Source organism: Nonomuraea sp. NPDC051298 (assembly GCF_055586305.1).
Genome location: NZ_JBVJIM010000007.1, coordinates 133,388 through 154,097, shown reverse-complemented (window position 1 = coordinate 154,097; position 20,710 = coordinate 133,388). Strand labels below are relative to the sequence as shown.

17 protein-coding genes are annotated in these 20,710 nt (G+C 72.4%); 11 read left to right on the top strand and 6 right to left on the bottom strand.

Features of this window, described 5'->3' with window-relative positions; genetic code table 11:
• Positions 1-35: 35 nt before the first annotated feature.
• Together ACZ6S0_RS22205 and ACZ6S0_RS22200 are read left to right on the top strand one after the other, a co-directional pair.
• Positions 36-896, top strand: a complete 861-nt coding sequence (locus tag ACZ6S0_RS22205) for a geranyl diphosphate 2-C-methyltransferase (protein WP_465921171.1) — start codon at positions 36-38, stop codon at positions 894-896.
• 396 nt (positions 897-1,292) lie between these two features.
• On the top strand, positions 1,293-1,928 hold the full coding sequence (locus tag ACZ6S0_RS22200) for a Dps family protein (protein ID WP_465920671.1): 636 nt from the start codon (positions 1,293-1,295) through the stop codon (positions 1,926-1,928).
• Between the two features lie 74 nt (positions 1,929-2,002).
• Here ACZ6S0_RS22200 and ACZ6S0_RS22195 read toward each other — a convergent pair whose 3' ends face one another.
• The 3 genes from ACZ6S0_RS22195 to ACZ6S0_RS22185 form a co-directional block, all read right to left on the bottom strand.
• Entirely contained in the window at positions 2,003-2,485 is a 483-nt protein-coding gene (locus tag ACZ6S0_RS22195) for a VOC family protein (protein WP_465920669.1), read from the bottom strand.
• Between the two features lie 123 nt (positions 2,486-2,608).
• Positions 2,609-3,496, bottom strand: a complete 888-nt coding sequence (locus ACZ6S0_RS22190; protein WP_465920666.1) for an ABC transporter permease — start codon at positions 3,494-3,496, stop codon at positions 2,609-2,611.
• A gap of 148 nt (positions 3,497-3,644) precedes the next feature.
• Entirely contained in the window at positions 3,645-4,502 is an 858-nt protein-coding gene (locus ACZ6S0_RS22185) for a hypothetical protein (protein ID WP_465920663.1), read from the bottom strand.
• A gap of 172 nt (positions 4,503-4,674) precedes the next feature.
• Here ACZ6S0_RS22185 and ACZ6S0_RS22180 point away from each other — a divergent pair, with 172 nt between their 5' ends.
• Entirely contained in the window at positions 4,675-5,424 is a 750-nt protein-coding gene (locus ACZ6S0_RS22180; protein WP_465920660.1) for an HAD family hydrolase, read from the top strand.
• A complete protein-coding gene (locus tag ACZ6S0_RS22175) occupies positions 5,421-8,378 on the top strand; it encodes a pyridoxamine 5'-phosphate oxidase family protein (protein WP_465920658.1) in 2,958 nt (985 codons plus the stop codon). Before ACZ6S0_RS22180 ends, ACZ6S0_RS22175 begins: the two co-directional genes overlap by 4 nt.
• A gap of 40 nt (positions 8,379-8,418) precedes the next feature.
• On the opposite strand, the gene ACZ6S0_RS22170 is transcribed toward ACZ6S0_RS22175, so the two are convergent.
• Positions 8,419-9,567, bottom strand: a complete 1,149-nt coding sequence (locus tag ACZ6S0_RS22170; RefSeq protein WP_465920655.1) for an esterase-like activity of phytase family protein — start codon at positions 9,565-9,567, stop codon at positions 8,419-8,421.
• Positions 9,568-9,669: 102 nt separating this feature from the next.
• On the bottom strand, positions 9,670-10,290 hold the full coding sequence (locus ACZ6S0_RS22165; protein WP_465920652.1) for a TetR/AcrR family transcriptional regulator C-terminal domain-containing protein: 621 nt from the start codon (positions 10,288-10,290) through the stop codon (positions 9,670-9,672).
• Positions 10,291-10,583: 293 nt separating this feature from the next.
• Between ACZ6S0_RS22165 and ACZ6S0_RS22160 the strand changes: the two genes are divergently transcribed.
• Together ACZ6S0_RS22160 and ACZ6S0_RS22155 are read left to right on the top strand one after the other, a co-directional pair.
• The gene (locus ACZ6S0_RS22160) at positions 10,584-12,107 is read left to right on the top strand and encodes a B12-binding domain-containing radical SAM protein (RefSeq protein WP_465920648.1); all 1,524 of its coding nucleotides are present in this window, start codon (positions 10,584-10,586) and stop codon (positions 12,105-12,107) included.
• Positions 12,107-12,724 (top strand): LysE family translocator, encoded by a 618-nt coding sequence (locus tag ACZ6S0_RS22155; RefSeq protein WP_465920647.1) that lies wholly within the window; start codon positions 12,107-12,109, stop codon positions 12,722-12,724. The genes ACZ6S0_RS22160 and ACZ6S0_RS22155 overlap by 1 nt, the downstream gene beginning before the upstream one ends.
• A gap of 29 nt (positions 12,725-12,753) precedes the next feature.
• Here the strand turns inward: ACZ6S0_RS22155 and pstS are convergent, their stop codons facing one another.
• A complete protein-coding gene (gene pstS / locus ACZ6S0_RS22150; protein WP_465920644.1) occupies positions 12,754-13,854 on the bottom strand; it encodes a phosphate ABC transporter substrate-binding protein PstS in 1,101 nt (366 codons plus the stop codon).
• A 364-nt stretch (positions 13,855-14,218) separates the two neighbouring features.
• On the opposite strand from pstS, the gene ACZ6S0_RS22145 reads away from it, so the two are divergent.
• From ACZ6S0_RS22145 to cydC, 5 genes are all read left to right on the top strand, one after another.
• Positions 14,219-15,229, top strand: a complete 1,011-nt coding sequence (locus tag ACZ6S0_RS22145; RefSeq protein WP_465920643.1) for an ABC transporter substrate-binding protein — start codon at positions 14,219-14,221, stop codon at positions 15,227-15,229.
• Positions 15,226-16,338, top strand: a complete 1,113-nt coding sequence (locus tag ACZ6S0_RS22140) for a FecCD family ABC transporter permease (RefSeq protein ID WP_465920641.1) — start codon at positions 15,226-15,228, stop codon at positions 16,336-16,338. The genes ACZ6S0_RS22145 and ACZ6S0_RS22140 overlap by 4 nt, the downstream gene beginning before the upstream one ends.
• On the top strand, positions 16,335-17,078 hold the full coding sequence (locus ACZ6S0_RS22135) for an ABC transporter ATP-binding protein (protein WP_465920639.1): 744 nt from the start codon (positions 16,335-16,337) through the stop codon (positions 17,076-17,078). Before ACZ6S0_RS22140 ends, ACZ6S0_RS22135 begins: the two co-directional genes overlap by 4 nt.
• Positions 17,075-18,793, top strand: a complete 1,719-nt coding sequence (locus ACZ6S0_RS22130) for an ABC transporter ATP-binding protein (protein WP_465920635.1) — start codon at positions 17,075-17,077, stop codon at positions 18,791-18,793. The genes ACZ6S0_RS22135 and ACZ6S0_RS22130 overlap by 4 nt, the downstream gene beginning before the upstream one ends.
• Positions 18,794-18,860: 67 nt before the next feature.
• Positions 18,861-20,621 carry a thiol reductant ABC exporter subunit CydC gene (gene cydC / locus ACZ6S0_RS22125; protein WP_465920634.1) on the top strand — a complete coding sequence of 587 codons (1,761 nt, stop codon included), beginning with the start codon at positions 18,861-18,863 and terminating at the stop codon, positions 20,619-20,621.
• Positions 20,622-20,710: the final 89 nt, after the last annotated feature.

Here is a 20,710-nt window from a genome sequence, read left to right as displayed (position 1 = left end):
ATCGACAACCGACGACTAAGGAGTACGCGGTGACCATGACCCCCGTGACCCCCAATGCCGCTCCCGTGCTGAGCAGCCTCTACCAGCAATCCGTGGCCGACTACTGGAACACCGAGGAGAACCCGGTCAACCTGCGCCTCGGCGAGGTGGACGGCCTCTACCACCACCACTACGGCATCGGCGAGGTGGACTGGTCGGTCCTCGACGGCCCCGCCGAGACCAGGGAGAGACGGGTGGTCGACGAGTTGCACCGGCTGGAGACCGCGCAGGCCGAGCTGCTGCTCGCGCACCTCGGCCCGCTGCGTCCCGAGCACCGCGTCATGGACGCCGGGTCGGGCAGGGGCGGCTCCAGCCTCCTGGCCAACGTGCGCTTCGGCTGCCAGGTCGACGGCGTGTCCATCTCCGAGTCGCAGGTGGCCTTCGCCAACCAGCAGGCCAAGGAACGCGGCGTGGCGGACAAGGTGCGCTTCCACTTCCGCAACATGCTCGACACCGGCTTCCCCACGGGCGCCTTCCAGGCCATCTGGAACAACGAGAGCACGATGTACGTCGAGCTGTCGCTGCTGTTCGCCGAGCACTCCAGGCTGCTGCGCCGCGGTGGCCGCTACGTGTGCATCACCGGCTGCTACAACGACGCCTACGGCCTGCCCTCCCGGGCCATCAGCCAGATCAACGCCCACTACATCTGCGACATCCACGCCCGCAGCACGTACTTCAGGGAGATGGCGGCCAACCGGCTCGTCCCGGTCAGCGTGGTGGACCTCACCGCCGCCACCATCCCCTACTGGGAGCTGCGGGCCAGGACGCATCTGGTGACCGGCATCGAGGACGCCTTCCTCGAGGCGTACCGGAGCGGCAGCTTCCAGTACCTGCTGATCGCCGCCGACCGCGTCTGACGCGCTCGCGGCCTGCCCCGTCCTCGCCCGGCCGTCCCCTCCCCAAGGGGACGGCCCCGCGCCATCGCCGTACCCCCAACCCGAGCGGTCTCCAGGCGAAGGCGTCGCCGTGCCGCCCGATCAGGCCCCAGCCCCGGGAACGGCGGATGGTCGGACGCACGCCGGTCTCGGGGGGAAGAACATCTCGGACGGCGGCTCCGGCTGGGGAAGGCAGGAATGACGGAGATCCTGTCAACGCGCCCCCTGGCGGGGCAAACGAGTTATCCGGGGCGAGGCGCCGCTTGGGCGGGTTATGCAACTTTTGCCATGCCCTGGCGGTATCTGGGGCTCCGTTGGCGGACGTACGGGAAGGTTCGAGGTCGGATCCGCTCAAACTCACCCCACCAGGAGATGATCGTGCGCGCCAAAGGCAGCACCAAAGCGTCGAAGAAATCGAGCAGCCAGCCGTGGCTGCACGTGGACGGCACCGAGATCCAGGAGTTCGGCACGGTCCGCACGTGGCCGCTGGCCCTGTCGGAGGAGGCCCGCAGCTACTCCTGCGAACGGCTGAACCAGATCCTCGCCGACACGCAGATCCTCTACGCCCTCTACAAGAAGCACCACTGGCTGATGCGCGGCCCCACCTTCTACCAGCTCCACCTGCTGCTCGACAAGCACGCGGAGGAGCAGGAGAAGCTCGTCGACCTGATCGCCGAACGGGTGCAGACGCTCGGCGGCATCGCGGTGGGCGACCCCAGGCACGTCGCGGAGATCACCGTGGTGCCGCGGCCGCCGAACGGCGCCGAGGAGGTGCCGGCGATGCTCTCGCGCCTGATCGAGGCGCACGAGACGATCCTGCTCGCCGCCCACGACGCGGCCGCCCGCGCCGCCGAGATGGGTGACGACGGCACGAACGACCTGCTGGTCTCCGACGTCATCCGGACCGGGGAGCTGCAGATCTGGTTCCTGGTCGAGCACCTCGTCGACACCCCGCTCGTCGAGACGCCGCACAACGGGCACCGCCCGTCGCGCCGGGGCGCACGCTCGAAGTGACGCCGCACCGCCGACTCCTCGTCAGCGGACGGGGAACCGGCGGATCCGGGGACGCGTGCGCCCGGCAGGGGATTTCAGGAGCCCGAGGGGTGGTCCTTGCCGAAGCCGTCGAGCGACTCGCGTTCCGTCAGCGTGCGTAGCTCCTGGAAGACCGTGATGTGCAGGCCCGCGGGGGCGTCGAGGCGAGCGTTGAGCGACTCCCAGGGCGTGCGCGTGGGCGGCGCGACCTCGGTCGCACCCGCCGACACCAGCCGGTCGGCGGTGGCCCGCGCGTCGTCGACCTCGAACGCGACCCGGATCCTCGGCGCCACCTGCCGGCCCACCTCGACTTCGTCGATCATCACCTTCTGGGCCGGGTTGGCGATCTCCAGCGTGGCCCGGCCGGCGTCCAGGATGGCCACCCGCGCGCCGTCGCCGCTGGAGAACGCGGCCTGTTCCGGCAGGCCGAGGACGTCCCGGTAGAAGGCCAGGGCGGCCTCGTAGTCGTCCGCCTCGACCACCAGCCTGAGCTGGCGCACGGGGGCGGCGGACTCCGGGGAGTCGGGGTTCGTGGTCATGTGATGGGCTCTCCTTCGCCGTGACGGCATCCGCGAACAGACGAGTCCGGGACGCCTCACCTCGTGCAACTCCCCGGCGGCGGCGCTTCATCCCGGCCGGTCGTCCCCGTGCGAGGCCGCGGCTCAGCCCCGCCCGTAGCGGTCCTCGGCCCGCCAGAAGTACCAGAACCCGCCGACCAGCGCGAGGACCGCCCACACCAGGCACGAGACCCACACCATCCCCGGCGGCGTGTGGTCGCCGATGAGGATGTCGCGCATCCACTCGATGTACGAGGCCGCCGGGTTCAGGTACATCACCGTGGCCACCCACTCCGGCAGCCCGGCGCTGTCGACCACCTTGTCGTGGATGGCGAAGAACACGCCGGAGGCGTACAGCCAGGTCCGCATGATGAACGGCAGCAACTGGTTGAGGTCGCGCAGCGAGGAGCCCAGCCGGGCCAGGATCAGCCCGGCCCCGATGTTGAACATCGTCTGCAGCAGCAGCACGATCGGGATCATCAGCCAGAACCAGTTCGGCAGCTCATCGGTGATCACCACGATCACCAGCAGCACACCCATCGAGACGACCAGTTGCTGCAGCTCCTGGATCGTGTACGCCAGCGGCAGCGAGGCGCGCGGGAAGTGCAGGGCGCGGATCAGCGAGAGGTTGCCGGAGATCGACTTCGCGCCCGCGGTGACCGTGCGCTGCGTGTAGGTGAAGACGAACATCCCGGTCAGCAAGAACGCCGGATAGTTGTCGATGCCGTGGCTGCCGCCCAGGATGAGGCCGAACATCACGTAGTAGATGGCGGCGTTCAGCAGCGGGGTGATGACCTGCCAGAGCTGCCCGAGCGCCGAGCCGGAGTAGCGCGAGACGTTGCGCGAGGTCGCGTACGTCAGCACGAAGTGCCGACGCTCCCAGAGCTGGCGGACGTAGGCGGCGAACCGCGGCCGCGCGATGGCGGGGCGCAGCCCGTGCCTGCGGGCCAGCTCCGCCAGCGAGGCGGGCGCGGGGTCTTGCACGTGGCTCATGAGCACCTCGAAGCGTCGCGGTCACCGAGCGGCCGTCCGGTGGCCGAAGGGCGGGTCCCATGGACGATCATCCCCCGCCACCGGGGGCATCGGTCCAGTGTCGGGGCCGGAGCGTTGCCGAGTCGAGGATTTCAGCGCGCGAGGCGGTTCACGAGGCGGGCACGCGCACGCCCGTCACCGCGAAGCGTTCGACCTCCGCGACGTGCCCGCCGGTGGAGGCGACGACGGTCAGCGTCCGGCCCGGACGGGCGGTGAACGTGACGCGCGCCGACCAGGCCGCGTCCTCCCCTCCCGCGCTCAGGCAGCAGCGCTCCCCCAGCGGGCCGGACGAGCCGGGGCGCAGCACCTGGATCCTGATGCTCTCGTCCACGCCGGTGATGCGTCCGCCGACGGTCAGCGGGGAGCCGACGGCGGCCCCGTACGCGGGTCTGGTGAGGGAGAGCGTGGTGTCGTCGGTGCCGACCACCTCCCAGGGGGCGCGTACGCCCGTGCCGTACCGCATGAGGTGCACGACGGCCGCCACCGACCGTTCGGAGCCCTCTGGGCTGCGGTAGCCGACGTGGACCCGGGCGTGGTCGCCCGTGCGGACGGTCTTGACGGCCCGGTCGATCCCCTCGAATCCGAGGTAGTCGCGGGTGAAGGCGATCGCGGTGCGGGCGGGGTCGAGGTGCCAGGCGTCGCGGCCGTCCTTCTGGTGGGCGCGCTGCCAGGCGGCGACGTCGTCGGGGCCGGAAAACGGCCACAGCGGCTGGTAGTGACCGGCGATCAGCGTCTCGGTGGGATAGGGCGAGTCGGGGGCCGGGGTGCCGGGGCCGGGGGTGTCGGCGGTGTCAGGGGTTTCGGCGGCGTCGGGCGTGTCGGCGGTGTCGGGGGCGGGGGATGATGGGTCGGCCGTGGACGTCGCGGCGGGCGTCCCGGTGCCCGGTGGCCCGGCCGGCCCTCCGCAGCCCGCCACACCGGCGACGGCGAGCGCGGCCAGCAGCGGCAAGGCTCGTACGACGATCATGCGGAACCTCCTGCCAGGGGCGGCCTGATGAGGAAAGACGTACCCACTCGGCCGCTCGCGTGCGCCCCTCCCGCCGCTCTTCTCGCCGGGCGGGCCAGGGGTGCGAGGGGGCGGCGTGACGCGGGCCGAGGTCGCAGGGCTGGGGGCGGCCTGCGCGGGTAGGCGTCCAGGCATGGCCACCTTCGACCTGACCAGCGTGCGCGCCGTCGTCTTCGACACCGACGGCGTGGTCACCGACACGGCCCGGGTGCACGCCGCCGCGTGGAAGCACGTGTTCGACGCGTTCCTGCGGGGCCGTTCCGAGCCGTTCGACGTCCGTGCCGACTACCTGGCCCACGTCGACGGCCGTCCCCGGCTGGACGGCGTGCGCACGTTCCTGGCCTCGCGCGGCATCTCACTGCCCGAGGGCGGCCCGGACGACGAGCCGGGCGCGCCGACCGTGCACGGCCTGGGGCTGGCCAAGGACGCGCTGTTCGCCGAGCAGATCGCGCGGCACGGCGTGGCCGCCTTCCCCTCCACGGTCGTCCTGCTGCACGAGCTGCGTCGGCGCGGCTGCCGTACCGGGGTGGTCTCGGCCAGCCGGCACTGCCGCGCGGTGGTGTCGTCGGCGGGGCTGCTGCACCTGTTCGACGTGCTGGTGGACGGTGACGACGCGGCCCGGCTGGGGTTGCCGGGCAAGCCGGACCCGGCGCTGTTCCTGGAGGCCGCGCGGCGGCTGGAGCTGCCGCCCGAGCAGGTGGCGATCGTGGACGACGCCCCGGCGGGCGTACGGGCGGGCCGCAGGGGCGGGTTCTGGCTCGTGGTCGCGGTGGACCGGAGCGGTGGACGGGCCGCCGCGATGCGGGCCTCGGGGGCCGACGTGGTCGTGTCCGACCTGGCCGAGACCGACGTCGCGGGACGGGTGCCCGTGGGGCGGCGATGAGCGCCTGGACCCTGGTGTACGACGGCTTCGACCCGGAAGGTGAGGGGACGCGCGAGGCGCTGTGCACGCTGGGCAACGGCCGGTTCGCCACCCGGGGCGCCACCCCCGACGGGGAGCCGCGTACGCCGGGCACGTACCTGGCGGGCTGCTACGACCGGCTCGACTCGGTGGTGGCCGGGCACACGGTGACCAACGAGGACCTCGTCAACCTGCCCGACTGGTTGCCGCTGACGTTCGCCACGCCGGGCTCCGGCTGGTTCCGTCCGCAGCGGGCCGACCTGCCGCTCTACCGGCACGAGCTGGACCTGCGGCGCGGCGTGCTGGTGCGCGACCTGCGCTGGCGCGACGGCGCGGGCCGCGTCACCCGGGTACGCCAGCGCCGCCTGGTGTCGATGGCCGACCCGTACGTGGCGGCGCTGGAGACCACGTTCACCGCCGAGAACTGGGCGGGCCCGCTGCGGGTACGCGCCGGGCTGGAGGGCCGGGTGGCCAACCGGGGCGTGGCCCGCTACCGCGACCTGCGCGGCGACCACCTGACCGGGCACGCCACCGGCACCGAGGACGACCTGGGCTGGCTGACGGCCGCCACCCGCTCGTCCCACGTGGTGGTGGCGCTGGCCGCCCGGATCGACGCCGACGCCCCCGCCGTACGCCCGTCGCTGGGCCCCGGCCGCCTCACCTCCGAGCACGTGCTGGACCTGCCGGAGGGCGAGCCGCGCACGTTCACGAAGATTGTCGCGCTGACCTCCTCGCGCGATCCGGCCTCCCACGACCCGCGCTCGTCGGCGCTGCGGCACGTGCGCAGGGCGCCGTGCTTCGGCGAGCTGCTGGCCCGCCACGAGGCCGCCTGGGAGCGGCTGTGGCGGCGGGCCCGGCTCGACGTGGACGGCGCGGAGCTGTCGCGGATCGTCCACCTGCACATCTTCCACCTGCTCCAGACGCTCTCCCCGCACACCGCCTGGCTCGACGTCGGGGTGCCCGCGCGCGGGCTGCACGGGGAGGCGTACCGGGGGCACGTGTTCTGGGACGAGCTGTTCGTGCAGCCGTGGCTCGACCTGCGCTTCCCGGAGATCTCGCGCGGGCTGCTGCGCTACCGCTGGCGGCGGCTGCCCGAGGCCAGGGACGCCGCCAGGGAGGCCGGTCACGACGGCGCGATGTTCCCCTGGCAGAGCGGCAGCGACGGTCGCGAGGAGACCCAGACCCTGCACCTCAACCCGGCTTCGGGCCGCTGGCTGCCCGACCACTCGCGGTTGCAGCGGCACGTCGGCCTGGCCGTCGCCCACAACGTGTGGCACCACTACCTGGCCACCGGCTCCATGCCGCCGTGGTGCGCCGAGCTGCTGCTGGACATCGCCAGGTTCTTCGCCTCGCTGGCCGTCCCCGCGGGCGACAGGTACGAGATCCGCGGGGTCATGGGCCCCGACGAGTACCACGACGCCTACCCTGGCGCCGCCACCCCCGGCGTGGACAACAACGCCTACACCAACGTCATGGCCGCCTGGCTGATGGCGCGCGCCCGCGACACCGCCGCCCTCGTGCCCGAGGCGGCCCCCGGCGCGCACGAGCTGGCCCACTGGGACGACGTCGGCCGCCGCCTGCGGGTCGACTTCCACGAGGGCGTGATCAGCCAGTTCACCGGGTACGGCGACCTGCTGGAGCTCGACTGGGACCGCTACCGCGGGGTGCGCCGGCTGGACCGGGCGCTGGAGGCGGACGGCGACGACGTCAACCGGTACAAGGCGTCCAAGCAGGCCGACACGCTCATGCTCTGCTACCTGCTGACCGGCGAGGAGCTGGCCGCCCTCCTGGAGCGGCTCGGCTACCGGGCCGGCCCGGACCTCGTCCCGCGTACGGTCGCCTACTACCTGCGGCGCACCAGCCACGGCTCGACCCTCAGCGCGGTCGTGCACGCCTGGGTGCTGGCCCGCTCCAACCGGACCCGCTCCAGCCAGACGCAGTCGTGGCGGTTCTTCACCGAGGCCCTCCACAGCGACCTCGAGGACGTGCAGGGCGGCACCACCGCGGAGGGCGTCCACCTGGGGGCCATGGGCGGCACGCTCGACCTGATCCAGCGCTGCTACCTGGGGCTGGAGCTGCGGCGTGACGGGCTGCGGCTGGATCCGCTGCTGCCCGGCCGGCTCGGGCCGGTGTCGATGCCGATCCGCTACCGGGGACGCCGGCTGTTCGTCGACGCCGACCATCGGGAGGCACGCGTGAACGGCATCGCGCGCCGTACCTGTGAACCGCCCCCCGACCTGCCGTTCGATCCGCTGTCCGACTTCCGAGGAGACGTGACCATGACAGGCACCGGCGATCTCGGCCGCCGTATCATCCACCACCGCGAGCGTCTCGGCCTCACCCGCGAGCAGGTCGCCGAGCGCGCGGACATGTCACCTGGCTACCTGGAGTATCTGGAGGAGCACGCCGACACCCCCGACACCGGGGCGCTCTACCGGCTCGCCCACGCGCTGGGCACGACGGCGGAGGACCTGCTCGGCGGCGGGCAGGACCGGCCGCCGGGGCGCGGCCCCGCCATGGCCCATGCCAGCCTGGAGACGCTGGACGAGGCGGTGTGCCGGCGGCTGATCGAGCCGGGCGGGATCGGGCGGGTGGCGTTCAGCGGCTCGCACGGGCCGACCGTGCTGCCCGTCAACTATCGGCTGCACCACGGCGCCATCGTCTTCCGCACCGCCGCCGGCGGGGCCATGGACCAGGACCTGCGCACGGGGCTGGAAGGCGTCGACATCATGATCGCCTTCCAGATCGACAGGATCGACGAGGTGAACCGGGAGGGGTGGAGCGTGCTGGTGCAGGGGCCCGCGCACCACGTGCCGCCGGAGGAGATCGCGGACGCGGTCGGTTCAGGGGTCACCCCGTGGGCGGGCGGCGAGCGGCAGCTCTACATCCGCATCGTCCCCCAGCACATCACCGGCCGCCGCATCCACGGCATCTGACCGGCCCGCCCGTGGGGGACGCATGGGGACGTCTGGGGTGTCAGCCTCGCCTGCAGCCCGTGGCGGCGAACGCCATGAACAGCGTGGCCTCGCTCCCGTCGAAGTTGTCGTCGGAGCCGATCACCAGCGTGCACTCGCCGCTCGCCAGCCGCGGCCCCCACGACATGCTCTCCAGGTTCTGCACCGGGGGACGGAAGTCGCCGAGGTTGTGGACCAGGCGCTTGGACACCGGCCAGTACCGGTCGCCGGTCAGGGAGTCGCGGCCCAGGACGTTGGTGGCGCCGCGCACGTCGATCTCGTACAGCTTGACCCGGTAGCCGACGCCCTGGATCCAGGATCGTTCCAGGGCCAGGTAGCGGTGTTCGTCGATGGGCAGGATCTCCGACACGCCGCTGTCGGCGTCACCGGTGGCGGGCTTCGGGGGCGTCGGCAGCCGGTCGAGCGGGTAGGCGTACTGGGCGCGGACCTGGCCCCGGCGGTTCCACACGGTCAGCCTGGCCGGTGAGCCGCGCTCGGCCGTCGGCACCGGCCCGTCCTCGAAGCGCGGCCCCTCGGTGACGGCCGTGACGGTCCGCTCGGTGACGGCCAGGCCCTCGAATCCGAAGTTGCGCCGCGGCCCGCGCTCGGCGTCCGTCAGTCGCAGATTGGCCGGTACGGGCAGCTCCCCGGTACTCCGCCCTTCGAGGTCGGCCGTGTGCACCGCGGACTGCGAGATCGGGATGTTCGGATTGCGGGGGTCGGGCCGGTCGCCCTCGTCGCCCCACAGCAGCCGCCCGCTCCACGGGTCGAGCCTGATCGACTCGGGGTCGGCCGACCCCGCTTTCCCGTACGCCGGGTAGGGGGTGCCGTCGGCCCTGGTCAGCGTGGTGACCCCGGTCAGCCGTACGCCGGTGAACTCGCCCGTCTCCCGGTTGATGTCGAGGCGGCCGGTGTAGAAGCGGGCGGGGTTGTAGCGCCAGCGGTCGTCGGAGATGAGATACCAGGTGCCGGTGCCCGGGTCGCGGTCGAGCCCGGACAGTCCGCCCACCGTGGTGCCTTCGTACGTGGTCAGGTGGGCGATGCGCTGCTCCCCGAGGAAGCGCGTGATGCGGACCGGCTCCTGCCGCTGCGCCGCCGCCGAGGCTGGAGCGGCGGCCACCACCAGCGCGAATGACAGGGCGATTCCGGTTATCTTTCGCGAATGTGCCATGTGTTCCTCCGTCCTGAAAATCGACGGAGGAAATGAAAGCGCGGATGACCGGTGAAGTCCACGACCAAACAACGGCATGCCGCACTACATAAAGGGGCAAAGTCAGGCCGAATATGCGGCGGCCACGCCGTCCAGAATGAGCCGCAGGCCGTGGGCGAACGCCTCGTCGCTCGTCGGCGCCCCGCCCTCCCTGACACCCGCGACGGTCAGCGGGAACTCGGCGGCGTACGCGGCGAGGTCGAGGCCCGCTCCGGCGTCCTGCCGCGCCCGCACCGCCTGCTCGTTCAGCACGAAGCCGAGGGTGTAGTGGCTGATGGCGGCGATCGCGTGCAGGCCCCGCGCGGGGGTGAAGCCGAGCCCGGTCAGGATCGCCAGCTCCTGCTCGAAGCCCCGGGCGACGTCGGGCCCCGGATTGCCGATCGCGATCAGGCGGGCGCCGTCGCGGTGGCTCAGCAGCGTACGCCGGTAGCGGTGGGCGCGACGGGTCAGCCACTCGCGCCACGACTCGCCCTCACCGGGCCCGCCCAGGTCGGGGGCGAGCAACTCGCGGGCCATCTCGTCGAGCAGCTCCTGCTTGTCGCGGAAGTGCCAGTAGAGCGCGGGGTTCTGGACACCCAGGCGGGCGGCCAGGCGGCGCACGGACAGGCCCTCCAGGCCGACCTCGTCGAGCAGCTCCAGCGCGGCGCGGACGACGGTGTCGCGCGCCAGTCCCTTCTGTGCCATCGCCGAACACCTTAACACCGCTAAGCGGCGCCCCGGCCTGCGCGGTTTCCGCGCGCGGCAGACCTCCCGACCTCGCGTGCGCGTCCCGGCGGATCCGGTTACACCGTGAATCACACGAATGTCAATGACATATGACGATAGTCAATCCCCTGAGTCTGGGGGATTGAGCCTGTCCGCGCGGGTGGGTGAGAGTGAGACGGAGATCTTCACGGATCTTCATGCACTAACGGCCGGGGCGAATGTCCGTGGACCGGCCGGGAAACGGTTCATCCTTTCAGAGAGGAACTCGATCCATGAAAGTGCGCAATGTCCTGCTCGTGAACGCCGGCAGTGATGCGGATATCGTCTCGGTCGCCAACGACGGCACCTTCCCCGCCCTGGGGGTCGTCTCGCTCGCGACCGTGCTCCGGCGGGACCATCCGGACCTGGACGTGATCGCCGTCGACGGGCAGATCACCCCGATGGCGGAGATCGAACGGCTGATCGCGGACTTCGACCCCGACGTCCTCGGCGTGGGCGTCCTGGCCACGTCGTACGGCAACGCGCTCCGCCTGGCCGAACTGGGCAAGGAGACCGGCGCGGTCACGGTCTTCGGCAACGACCAGGCGACCGCCATGGGCGAGCAGATCCTGCGGCACCGCGAGGCCGTCGACTACGTGTGCGCCGCCGACGTCGGCGAGTTCTCGCTGTCGGCCCTGGTGAGCGCCCTGGACGGGGAGCGCCCGATCGACAGCGTGCCGGAGCTATTGCACCGCACGCCCGACGGGATCGCCCACAACCGCCTGCCGGAAATTCCCCCCGAAGAGGTCAAGGGCGGCGGGGGCGCGTTCCGCACCATGGTCCTGGACGCGATCCCCGTGCCCGACCGGACGTTGATGCCCGACCTCAACTGGAGCCGCTACCTGGACAACTACCTCGAGCGCTACGGCGAGTTGCACGAGGGCGACACCATCACGGGCGTCACCACGATGAACCGCGCGCGCGGCTGCGCGCGGGTGAAGTCGCCCTGCCATTTCTGCGGCATCATGGACCTGAGCCTGCGCTTCTCCTCCCCCGAGATGTTCTGGCACGACGTGCGCGCCGCGCAGGAGCAGATCTCGGCCTCGATCTTCTACGAGGCGTTCGACAGCATGAGCAGCTCGCCGCGCTGGGTGAAGGCGGTGGTCGAGGCGAAGCCCGACGACATCGGCGACCCGAAGTTCTTCGTCTACACGCAGGCCGCGGAGACCACGCCCCGCCTGGTCGAGCTGTACGAACGGCTCGGCGTCTTCCGGGTGAACATGGGCCTGGAGGCCGGGGACACCCGGATGCTCCAGGTGCTCAAGGGGCCTCGTGACAGTCTGGAGAACAACCGGCGGGCGTGCGGCCTGTTCAAGGAGGCCGGCATCCTGATCCACGGCTCGCTCGTCCTGGGCGGCCCAGGTGAGACCGCGGAAAGCCTGGACAACACGGTCCGGTTCGCCCGATGGCTGATCGACAACGAGATGATGGCCTCCCTGGAGGCCCAGCCGCTCTACCCCGACTTCGGCGCGCTGACCGGCAAGTGGCTGATGAATCCCGACCTCGCCAGGCGGGAGGCCGCGGAGCGGGGCTTCGAGATCCTCGACGAGGCGCTGCTCGACCTCATGCCGGTCAAGTACGGCTCGATCGACCAGGTCGACTTCGACGAGGTCTCCAAGGACTGGTGCAAGATCTTCAGCCGCGTCCCCTGGGACGAGCTGATCGACGCCACCCACACGATCCGCTCCTACGCCGACAGGTCCGGCACCGTCACCGGGTCGGGCCGCATGACGCAGTCCGTGCTCGGATCGTCGTAGTGCTCCCACTCCTGGTCGCCACCGTGCTGTCCTGCGCCCTGGTGGTCCTGACACCCGGGCCTGGGGTGTTGATGGTGCTGCACCTGGGAGCCAGTGGCGGCCGCCGCTCCAGCTTCGGCTTCGTCCTCGGGCACCTGGCGGGCGACCTCGTGTGGGCCGCGCTGGCGCTGGTGGCGTTGCGGTGGGTGCGGCTCGTCTCGCCGGTGTTCTTCGCCGTGCTGACGGTGGCCGGCGCGCTGTACCTGATCTACCTGGGCGGGCGGGCGCTCGCGTCCGCCCGCGCCCCGCAGGCGGTCGCGCCGCTCGGTGGCCGGCGCGCGGTCCTGCGGGGCGCGGCCTTCGGCGTGACCAATCCCAAGAGCTACCCGGTCACCCTCGCGATCTTCACGGCGGTGCTCGGTGACCGGGTCGAGGTGCTGACGCCCGCCACGATCCCCCTCTTCCTCGCCGCGGCCCTCCTCGGCAGCCTCGTCTCGGGGACGCTGCTGGCGTGGCTGTCGGGTCTGGAGCTCGTACGCGACACGTACCGGAGGGCGGCCCCTGCGGTCAGCCGGGTCGTCGCCGTGACCTTCTTCGGGTTCGCCGCCTGGTCCTTGACCCGGTTCCTGCCACTCTGACCCTTCATGGGACCCGTCCGGCGGATCTGCTACTCCTCCGCAGGCGCGCTGCTCGTCGTGGTGTGCTCGTCCATGGCGTCGAGCTGGGCGCGGACCCTGGTGAGCAGGTCACGCGGGAGCGGCGCGTAGCCGTACAGGGCGAGGCTGGACTGGCCCGCGTCGCCGGCGGCGTAGAGCAGGAACGCCCGCACCAGCGGGTCCCGGTTGGGCTGGCACGTGATCGCGTACGTCACCAGGACGATCGGGTACGCGCCCCTGGCCCTGGTCAGGTAGTCGAGCTGGACCACCAGGTCGCCGTCCTCGCCGACGACCCGAGCGTTCTCCAGGGCCGTGGCGGCGCTCTCCGGCGTGAGCTGGACGAACTCGCCGCCCGCGTTGCGCACCTGGGCGGTGGACAGGCCGGCGTTGGTGGCGAGGCCGTACTCGACGTATCCGATGGAGTTCTTGGTGTCCCGGACGGCGTCGATCACCCCGGAGGACCTCGCGACGCCCTTCCCTTTACCGGTCCACTTCCTGGACGGCTCGTGCGGCCAGCGGCCCGCCGCCTTGAGGTAGGCGGTGAAGTTGTGGGTGGTGCCCGAGTCGTCCGAGCGGTGGAAGAGGCGGATGCGCGTGCGCGGGAGCTGGGCGCCGGGGTTCTCGGCGGCGACCCGCGGGTCGTCCCACCTGGCGATCCGGCCGCCGAAGATGTCCGCGACGGTGGCCGGGGAGAGCCGGAGGTGGGGCACTGACGGCAGGTTGTAGGCGAGCGCGATGCGGCCCACGACCATGGGCAGGTGGACGGCGCGGCGGCCGCAGCGCCGGTTCGCCCGTACCTGCTCGTCGGGGCGCATCGCGACGTCCGACCCGGCGAGCGCGGTTCTGCCGCTGATGAAGTCGTCGATCCCGGCGCCCGACCCGCTGGACCTGTACTGCACCTCCAGGCCGGGATGGATGCGGTGGAACTCCGCGCGCCAGGCTTCCATCGCGCCTTCCTGCGCGCTCGAACCGGATCCGGAGATCGACTCGGCGATCGGCGGCTTCGGCGGGTCGTCGTCGCGGCTGAGCACGGCCGCCCCGCTCACCCCGGCGGCACAGGCGCACACAACCAGGGCGGCCACCAGTGCCTGCCCGCCGAATCGCTTGAGCATTTGTGCCATTGAGCGCAATGCTACGAAGCGGTCCCGGCCTGGGGGTTAATCGTGCGTCAAGCCTGCGTCGGCGGACCTTCATTTTCCGTCAAAGCGGGAGAACCTTGACTCCTGCGACGTATGGGCACCATGTGGCCAAGGGGATCCCCAGCCCGGCGTACGAGACCGCCGCCGCCGCCGTCCGGCGGGCAGACAGATGCGACTTGCTAGCAATTGCGACATATGTGCAGAATGAGGTGCTTCTCGCTACACGATCATCTGGCCTTTCACCTCCGGAGACTCATCGCATGAGCCGCCCGTCCCGCCCTGCCCCAGCCATCCCGACCGTTCGCGACAGCGCGCTGCTCAAGGCGGTAGCCGGATCATGAGAAAGTTGCTCGTCCTGGTGGCCGCGCTGTCGCTGGCCGCCTGCGCGCCCGCCACCCAGGAAGCCGCCCGGCCCGGCGGACAGGCGGCCCCGCCGACCGGCTTCCCCGTCACGATCGAGAACTGCGGGCGCAAGCTCACCTTCGACCGGCCACCCGCCAAGGTCGTCACCGGTTACCACCCGGCCCTGGAGACCCTGCTCGCCCTCGGCCTGGCCGACCGGATCGCCGGCCGGACGAACTTCTCCGAGAGTCCGTTCCTGCCGGGCCAGCGGGAGCAGTACGACCGGATCCCGGAGATCTCCGACACGATCATGCTGCCGCAGAAGGAGGTCATGCTCGCCCAGGGCGCGGACTTCGTCCTGGACAACGCCATGGCCAGCTTCGACGCCGCCGGCGGCTACGCCGGCGTGGACGAGCTGAACACCGCCGGGACCCCCGTGTACATCCTGGGCGGCTGGTGCAGCCCCGAGGAGGTGCTCCGGTTCACCATCGACGACACCTACACCGACCTGCGCAACCTCGGCAAGATCTTCGGCGTCTCCGACCGGGCCGAGGCGCTGGTCGCCGAGCTGCGGGGCGGGCTCGACGACGTCAAGAAGCGCGTCGAGGGCCGTACCCCGGTCAAGGTGCTGGCCACCGACGGCGGCAAGGGCCCGGTCAACGCGTACGGCGGCAGCGGCATCACCAACCAGATGATCACCCTGGCGGGCGGCGTGAACGTGCTGGCCGGCGTCAAGGGCGACTACACCGAGGTCAGCGCCGAGGAGATCAGCGCCGCCCAGCCCGAGGCCCTGCTGGTCAGCGACTACGCCACGCTGCGCGGCGAGGACACGCCCAGCTCCCCCGCCAAGGCCGCCGAGGCGTTCGCCATCGCCAGGAACAGCCCGGCCGCCAAGGAGCAGCGCTACCTCGCGCTTCCCGTGGCCGCCCAGCACCCCGGCTACCGCAACCTCCTGGCCGTCGCCGACATCGCCCGCTTCCTGCACCCCGACGCGTTCGCCGGATGACCGGCGAGACCCGGGAGGGCCTGGCCTCGGCTCCGCCGGTCAGCGCCGCGACCCCGCCGCGCCGCCGGCGCGGCGGCCGGTTCGTGGTGCTCGTCGTCTCGCTGGCCGTGGCCGTGGTCGCCTCGACCTGGCTGGCGGTGAGCATCGGCGCGGTGCACGTCGCCCTGCCCGAGGCGTGGGGCATCGTCGCCGACCGCGTCGTCCCCGGCGCGGTGCCGCGTACGTGGACGTCCGTGCAGGAGCAGATCGTGTGGGAGTTCCGGCTGCCGCGCGCGCTGCTCGCGCTCCTGGTCGGGGCCGGGCTGGCGGTGGTCGGAGCGGTGCTGCAGGCCCTGGTGCGCAACCCGCTGGCCGACCCGTTCCTGCTCGGCGTCTCCTCGGGGGCCTCGTTCGGGGCGGTGCTCGTGCTGATCCTGGGCGCCTCGGCGCTGGGCGGGGTGTCGCTGTCGGCCGCCGCCTTCGCCGGGTCGCTGCTGGCCCTGGGCCTGGTGTACGTGCTGGCCCAGCGGTCGGGGCGGATCACCCCGTCGCGGCTGGTGCTGGCGGGGGTGGCGCTGGCGTACCTGTTCCAGGCCGCCTACAGCTTCGTCCTGCAACTGGCGCAGAGCGGGCGGGCCGCCCAGCAGGTGCTGTTCTGGCTGATGGGCAGCCTGGGCGGGGCCCGCTGGCACCTGCTGCCGCTGCCGGCCGTCGTCCTGGTCGCCGGGGTGACGTACCTGCTGCTGCAGCACCGTCCGCTGAACGCGCTGGCCGCCGGGGAGGAGACGGCCGTCTCGCTCGGCGTGAACGTCAACCGCTTCCGTCTGGGCCTGTTCGTGCTGACCTCGCTGCTGGTGGGCGTGCTGGTGGCCACCAGCGGGGCGATCGCGTTCGTCGGGCTGATCGTGCCGCACGCCGCCCGGCTGCTCGTCGGCGCCGACCACCGCCGGGTCCTCCCGGTGACGGCGCTGCTCGGCGCGGTGTTCCTGCAGCTCGTGGACATCGCCGCGCGTACCGTCAACGCGCCGCAGGAGCTGGCGCTCAGCATCGTCACCGCGCTGTTCGGGGTGCCGTTCTTCCTGTGGCTGCTGCGCCGCCGCTCCGCGGACCGGGCGGTGAGCGTCCTGTGAGGCTCGACCTGCGCGGCGTGTCCGTCGGCGTCGACGGCGCCGCCATCGTGCACGAGGCCGACCTGCTGGTGGACGACGGCGAGTTCGTGGCCCTGGTGGGACCGAACGGCTGCGGCAAGTCCACGCTGCTGCGCTCGATCTACCGGGCGCTGCGGCCCTCGGCCGGGCTCATCACCGTGGACGGCGACGACGTGCACCGCATGCCCGCCCGCCAGGCCGCCCGGCGCATCGCCGTGGTCGCCCAGGAGACACCGGCCGACCTGGACTTCACGGTGGCCGAGATCGTCTCCATGGGGCGTACCCCGTACCGGGCGGACGCTCGTACGGACGAGGAGCTGTGCGCGCGGGCGCTGGAGCGCGTCGGTCTGGCCGGTGCCGCCGGCCGCGTCTTCGCCACCCTGTCCGGCGGTGAGAAGCAGCGGGTCCTGCTCGCCCGCGCCCTGGCCCAGCGGACCCGCCTGCTCCTGCTCGACGAGCCCACCTCCCACCTCGACATCCGGCACCAGTTGGAGCTCCTCCACCTGGTGCGCGAACTGGGCATCGCCACCCTGGCCGTGCTGCACGACCTCAACCAGGCCGCCGCGTTCTGCGACCGCCTCTACGTCATGAGCGCCGGCCGCATCGTGGCCGGCGGGCCGCCCGGCCGGATCCTCACCCCCGACCTGATCTCCGAGGTGTACGGCGTGCGCGCCGTCCACCGCACCCAGCTCGTCTTCGAACGCCTCAAGGAGGAGCGGTGATCTCGCGACTGCCGGCACTGTCGCCCCGGATCCGGTGGCGGCTGGCCGGGCTCGTCCTGCTGCTGTTGTCCATCACGGCCACCTACGTCGGCCAGGGCGTGCTCGTCGCCCAGGCGCTGTCGCGCATCTTCGCGGGCCGGGGCGCGGGCTCGATCGTCTGGCTCGTCGCCGGGGTCGTGGTCCTGCAACTCGTCCGCAGCGTCGCGCTGACCGTGCGCGAGCCGGCCGCGTTGCGGGCCTCGGGCGCGGTCAAGGCCGAGCTGCGCCGCCGCCTGACCGCCAAGCTGCTGCGGCTCGGCCCCGCCCACGCCCAGCGCGGGCGTACCGGCTCCGCGCAGACCACGCTCGTGGACGGCATCGAGACCGCCGACGCGTATCTCGGCAGGTTCCTGCCCCAGGTGATCGCCGCGGTCATCGGCGCGATCGCGGTCACCGCGTACCTGTTCACGCTGGATCCCCTGGTCGGGGCCGTCGTGCTGGCCTGCGCCCTGCTCCTGCCCGTGCTGCCCCTGCTGTCCGACCGCGTGCTGCGCGACCGCAACGCCGCCTGGTTCCGCGGCTACAAGGGCCTGTACGCCGAGAACCTCGACGCGCTGCAGGGCATGGCCACGCTCAAGGCGTTCAACGCCAGCGGCCGGCGCGGCGCCGAGCTGGGCCGGCTGGCCGAGCGGTTCTCCCGCGACTCGATCCGGCTCATGGCCATCGTCACCGGCTACGTCGGCGGCGTGGCGCTCATCATCGGCCTGGGCACCGCCGTCGCCCTCGGCACGGGCGCGCTGCGGCTGGCCGCCGGGGAGCTGACCGTCACCGAGCTGCTGATCATCCTGCTGCTCACGGCCGAGAGCTTCCGGCCGCTGAAGGAGCTGGAGGCCGCCTACCACGCCAGCTACAACGCCGTCCCGTCGCTCAAGGCCGTCTTCGAGATCCTCGACGCCCCCGAGCCCGAGCAGGGCGCCACCCCGCTCGGCCTGACCGGGCCGCCCTCGCTGACCTTCGACGACGTCACGTTCGGCTACCCGGGGCGTGAGCGCCCGGCCCTCGACCGGTTCTCCCTCGACATCGCGCCGGGCGAACGGGTCGCGCTCGTCGGCCGCTCGGGCGCGGGCAAGACCACCGTCGCCGCGCTGCTGCTGCGCTTCTTCGACGCCTCCGGCGGGCGCATCGCCGTGAACGGCGTCGACGTCCGCGACCTGCCCCTCGAGCGGCTGCGCGCCCTGGTCGCCGTCGTCTCCCAGGACACCTACCTCTTCCACGGCACCGTCCGCCGCAACCTCGCACTCGCCCGTCCTGACGCGAGCGGCGACCGACTCGAAGCCGCCGCCCGCGCCGCCCGCGCCCACGACTTCATCACCGCCCTGCCCGACGGGTACGACACCGTGGTCGGCGAGCGCGGACTCAAGCTCTCCGGCGGCGAACGCCAGCGCATCGCCATCGCCCGCGCCCTGCTCAAGGACGCTCCCATCCTCGTGCTCGACGAGGCCACCTCGGCCGTGGACGCCGCCAACGAGTCGGCGATCCAGCACGCCCTCGACACCCTGTCCGGCGGCCGGACCACGCTGATGATCGCGCACCGGCTCTCCACCGTCCAGTCCGCCGACCGGGTCATCGTCATGGCCGACGGCCGCATCCAGGAGGCAGGACCGCCCGGCGAGCTCCTGGCCGGACAGGGCGCCTACGCCCGCCTGGTCGCCGCCCAGAACGGAACCGCCCGATGACCGCCCTCCCCCGAAGCCTGGGGAACCGCCCGATGACCGCCCTCCCCCGACGCTTTGGAGGCGCCCGATGACCGCCGCCGCCGTCGCGCTCGCCGGTCCCGGCGGGTCGCGCTTCCGTCCGATCCTGGCGCTGCTCGGCCCCCATCGGCCGCTGCTGCTGACCGCCATCGCCAGCGGCATCGCCCACCACCTGGTCGTGCTCGCCTCCGCGGCCGTCGGCGCCTGGGTCGTCAGCCGGGCCATCACCGGAGCCGGCCCGGAGGACCTGCGTGGCGGCCTGATCGTCCTGGGTCTCCTGCTTCCGTTCCTGGCCCTCACTCCGTGGCTGGAGTCGTACCTCGCCCACGTGGCCGCCTTCCGGGTGCTGGCCGACGTACGGGGGCGCGTGTACACCGCCTTCGACCGCCTCGCCCCCGGCTACCTGCTCCAGCGCCGCTCCGGCGACCTCGGCTCCACCGCCATCTCGGACGTCGAGCAACTGGAGCTGTGGTTCGCCCACACCCTGAGCCCGCTCATCAGCGCCGTCACCGTGCCCGTCGCCGCGCTGACCGCGCTGGCCGTCTTCCACCCCGCCCTCGCCGCGGCCCTCGCGCCCGCCCTGATCCTGCTCGCCCTCCTTCCCGCCTGGCTGCGCAAGCGCGCCGCCGCCCAGGGCGTGCGGCTGCGCGCCCAGCTCGGCGAACTGAACGCCGAAGCCGTCGACACCCTCCAGGGCCTGCGCGAACTCCTCACCTCCGGCGCCGGGCCCCGCCAGCTCGACCAACTGGCCGAGCACGACCGGCGCCTCCTGGAGGCCAAGCTCGCCCACGGCCGCCGTTCCGGGCTCGAACACGCCGTCACCAACGCCGCCACCACGCTCGGACTGCTCGCCGTCCTCGTCACCGCCGCCCTGCTGACCTCGGCGGGCAGCCTGCAACCCGCCCTGTTCCCGGTGTCGGTCGTCCTGGCCGCCACCACGTTCGCGCCCGTCATCGCCGTCACCGACGTGGCCCGCGACCTCAACCTCGTCGTCGCCGCCGGCGACCGCATCATGACCATCCTCACCACCCCCGCCCCGGTCACCGACCGCGTCAGCGCCCCGCCGCCCGGCCCCGTCGAGCCGCGCGTCCGCTTCGAGCAGGTCCGCTTCCGCTACGGCCCCGACCTGCAGGAAGCGCTCACCGGCCTCACCCTCGACCTCGCCCCCGGCGAGACGGTGGCGCTGGTCGGCCACTCCGGCGCGGGCAAGTCCACCTGCGCCAGCCTCCTCATGCGCATGTGGGACGTCACCTCGGGCGCCATCACCATCGGCGGTCACGACCTGCGCGACTTCCCCCAGGAGGACCTGCGCCGCCTGATCACGCTCGTCCCCCAGGACGTCTACCTGTTCAACGTCTCGCTGCGCGACAACATCCGCCTCGGCCGCCCCGACGCCACCGGCGACGAGGTGGAGGCCGCCGCCCGCGCCGCGCACGCCCACGAGTTCGTCACCGGGCTGCCCGACGGCTACGACACCCTGCCCGGCGAACTCGGCGCCCGCCTGTCCGGCGGCCAGCGCCAGCGCATCGCCATCGCCCGCGCCCTGCTCAAGGACTCCCCCATCCTCATCATGGACGAGGCCGTCTCCAACCTCGACGCCGAAAGCGAGCAGGAGGTCGCCGCCGCCATGACCGCGGCCCGGCGCGACCGTACCACCCTGGTCATCGCCCACCGCCTGTCCACCATCCGCACCGCCGACCGCGTCATCGTCCTGGACCAGGGCCGGATCGCCGAGGCCGGCACGCACGCCGAACTGCTCGGCACCGGCGGCGCCTACGCCCGCCTCCTCTCCGCCCAGCTCAACGGCTGACGGAGCCCCCGCACCGAACGGCGATCTCGATCGACGCCGTTCGGACGGGGGCTCCGTTCCTTCTTCGACTAACCTCGGCTACGCCGTGT

What these genes read in the sequence shown, in the direction of transcription:
- ACZ6S0_RS22140 (WP_465920641.1), top strand. Translation starts at nt 15,226, where the DNA reads ATGACCGGCGAGACCCGGGAGGGCCTGGCCTCGGCTCCGCCGGTCAGC.
- ACZ6S0_RS22170 (WP_465920655.1), bottom strand. Translation starts at nt 9,567, where the DNA reads ATGGCACATTCGCGAAAGATAACCGGAATCGCCCTGTCATTCGCGCTG.
- ACZ6S0_RS22160 (WP_465920648.1), top strand. Translation starts at nt 10,584, where the DNA reads ATGAAAGTGCGCAATGTCCTGCTCGTGAACGCCGGCAGTGATGCGGAT.
- ACZ6S0_RS22190 (WP_465920666.1), bottom strand. Translation starts at nt 3,496, where the DNA reads ATGAGCCACGTGCAAGACCCCGCGCCCGCCTCGCTGGCGGAGCTGGCC.
- ACZ6S0_RS22195 (WP_465920669.1), bottom strand. Translation starts at nt 2,485, where the DNA reads ATGACCACGAACCCCGACTCCCCGGAGTCCGCCGCCCCCGTGCGCCAG.
- ACZ6S0_RS22205 (WP_465921171.1), top strand. Translation starts at nt 36, where the DNA reads ATGACCCCCGTGACCCCCAATGCCGCTCCCGTGCTGAGCAGCCTCTAC.
- pstS (WP_465920644.1), bottom strand. Translation starts at nt 13,854, where the DNA reads ATGCTCAAGCGATTCGGCGGGCAGGCACTGGTGGCCGCCCTGGTTGTG.
- ACZ6S0_RS22180 (WP_465920660.1), top strand. Translation starts at nt 4,675, where the DNA reads ATGGCCACCTTCGACCTGACCAGCGTGCGCGCCGTCGTCTTCGACACC.
- cydC (WP_465920634.1), top strand. Translation starts at nt 18,861, where the DNA reads ATGACCGCCGCCGCCGTCGCGCTCGCCGGTCCCGGCGGGTCGCGCTTC.
- ACZ6S0_RS22185 (WP_465920663.1), bottom strand. Translation starts at nt 4,502, where the DNA reads ATGATCGTCGTACGAGCCTTGCCGCTGCTGGCCGCGCTCGCCGTCGCC.
- ACZ6S0_RS22165 (WP_465920652.1), bottom strand. Translation starts at nt 10,290, where the DNA reads ATGGCACAGAAGGGACTGGCGCGCGACACCGTCGTCCGCGCCGCGCTG.
- ACZ6S0_RS22175 (WP_465920658.1), top strand. Translation starts at nt 5,421, where the DNA reads ATGAGCGCCTGGACCCTGGTGTACGACGGCTTCGACCCGGAAGGTGAG.
- ACZ6S0_RS22145 (WP_465920643.1), top strand. Translation starts at nt 14,219, where the DNA reads ATGAGAAAGTTGCTCGTCCTGGTGGCCGCGCTGTCGCTGGCCGCCTGC.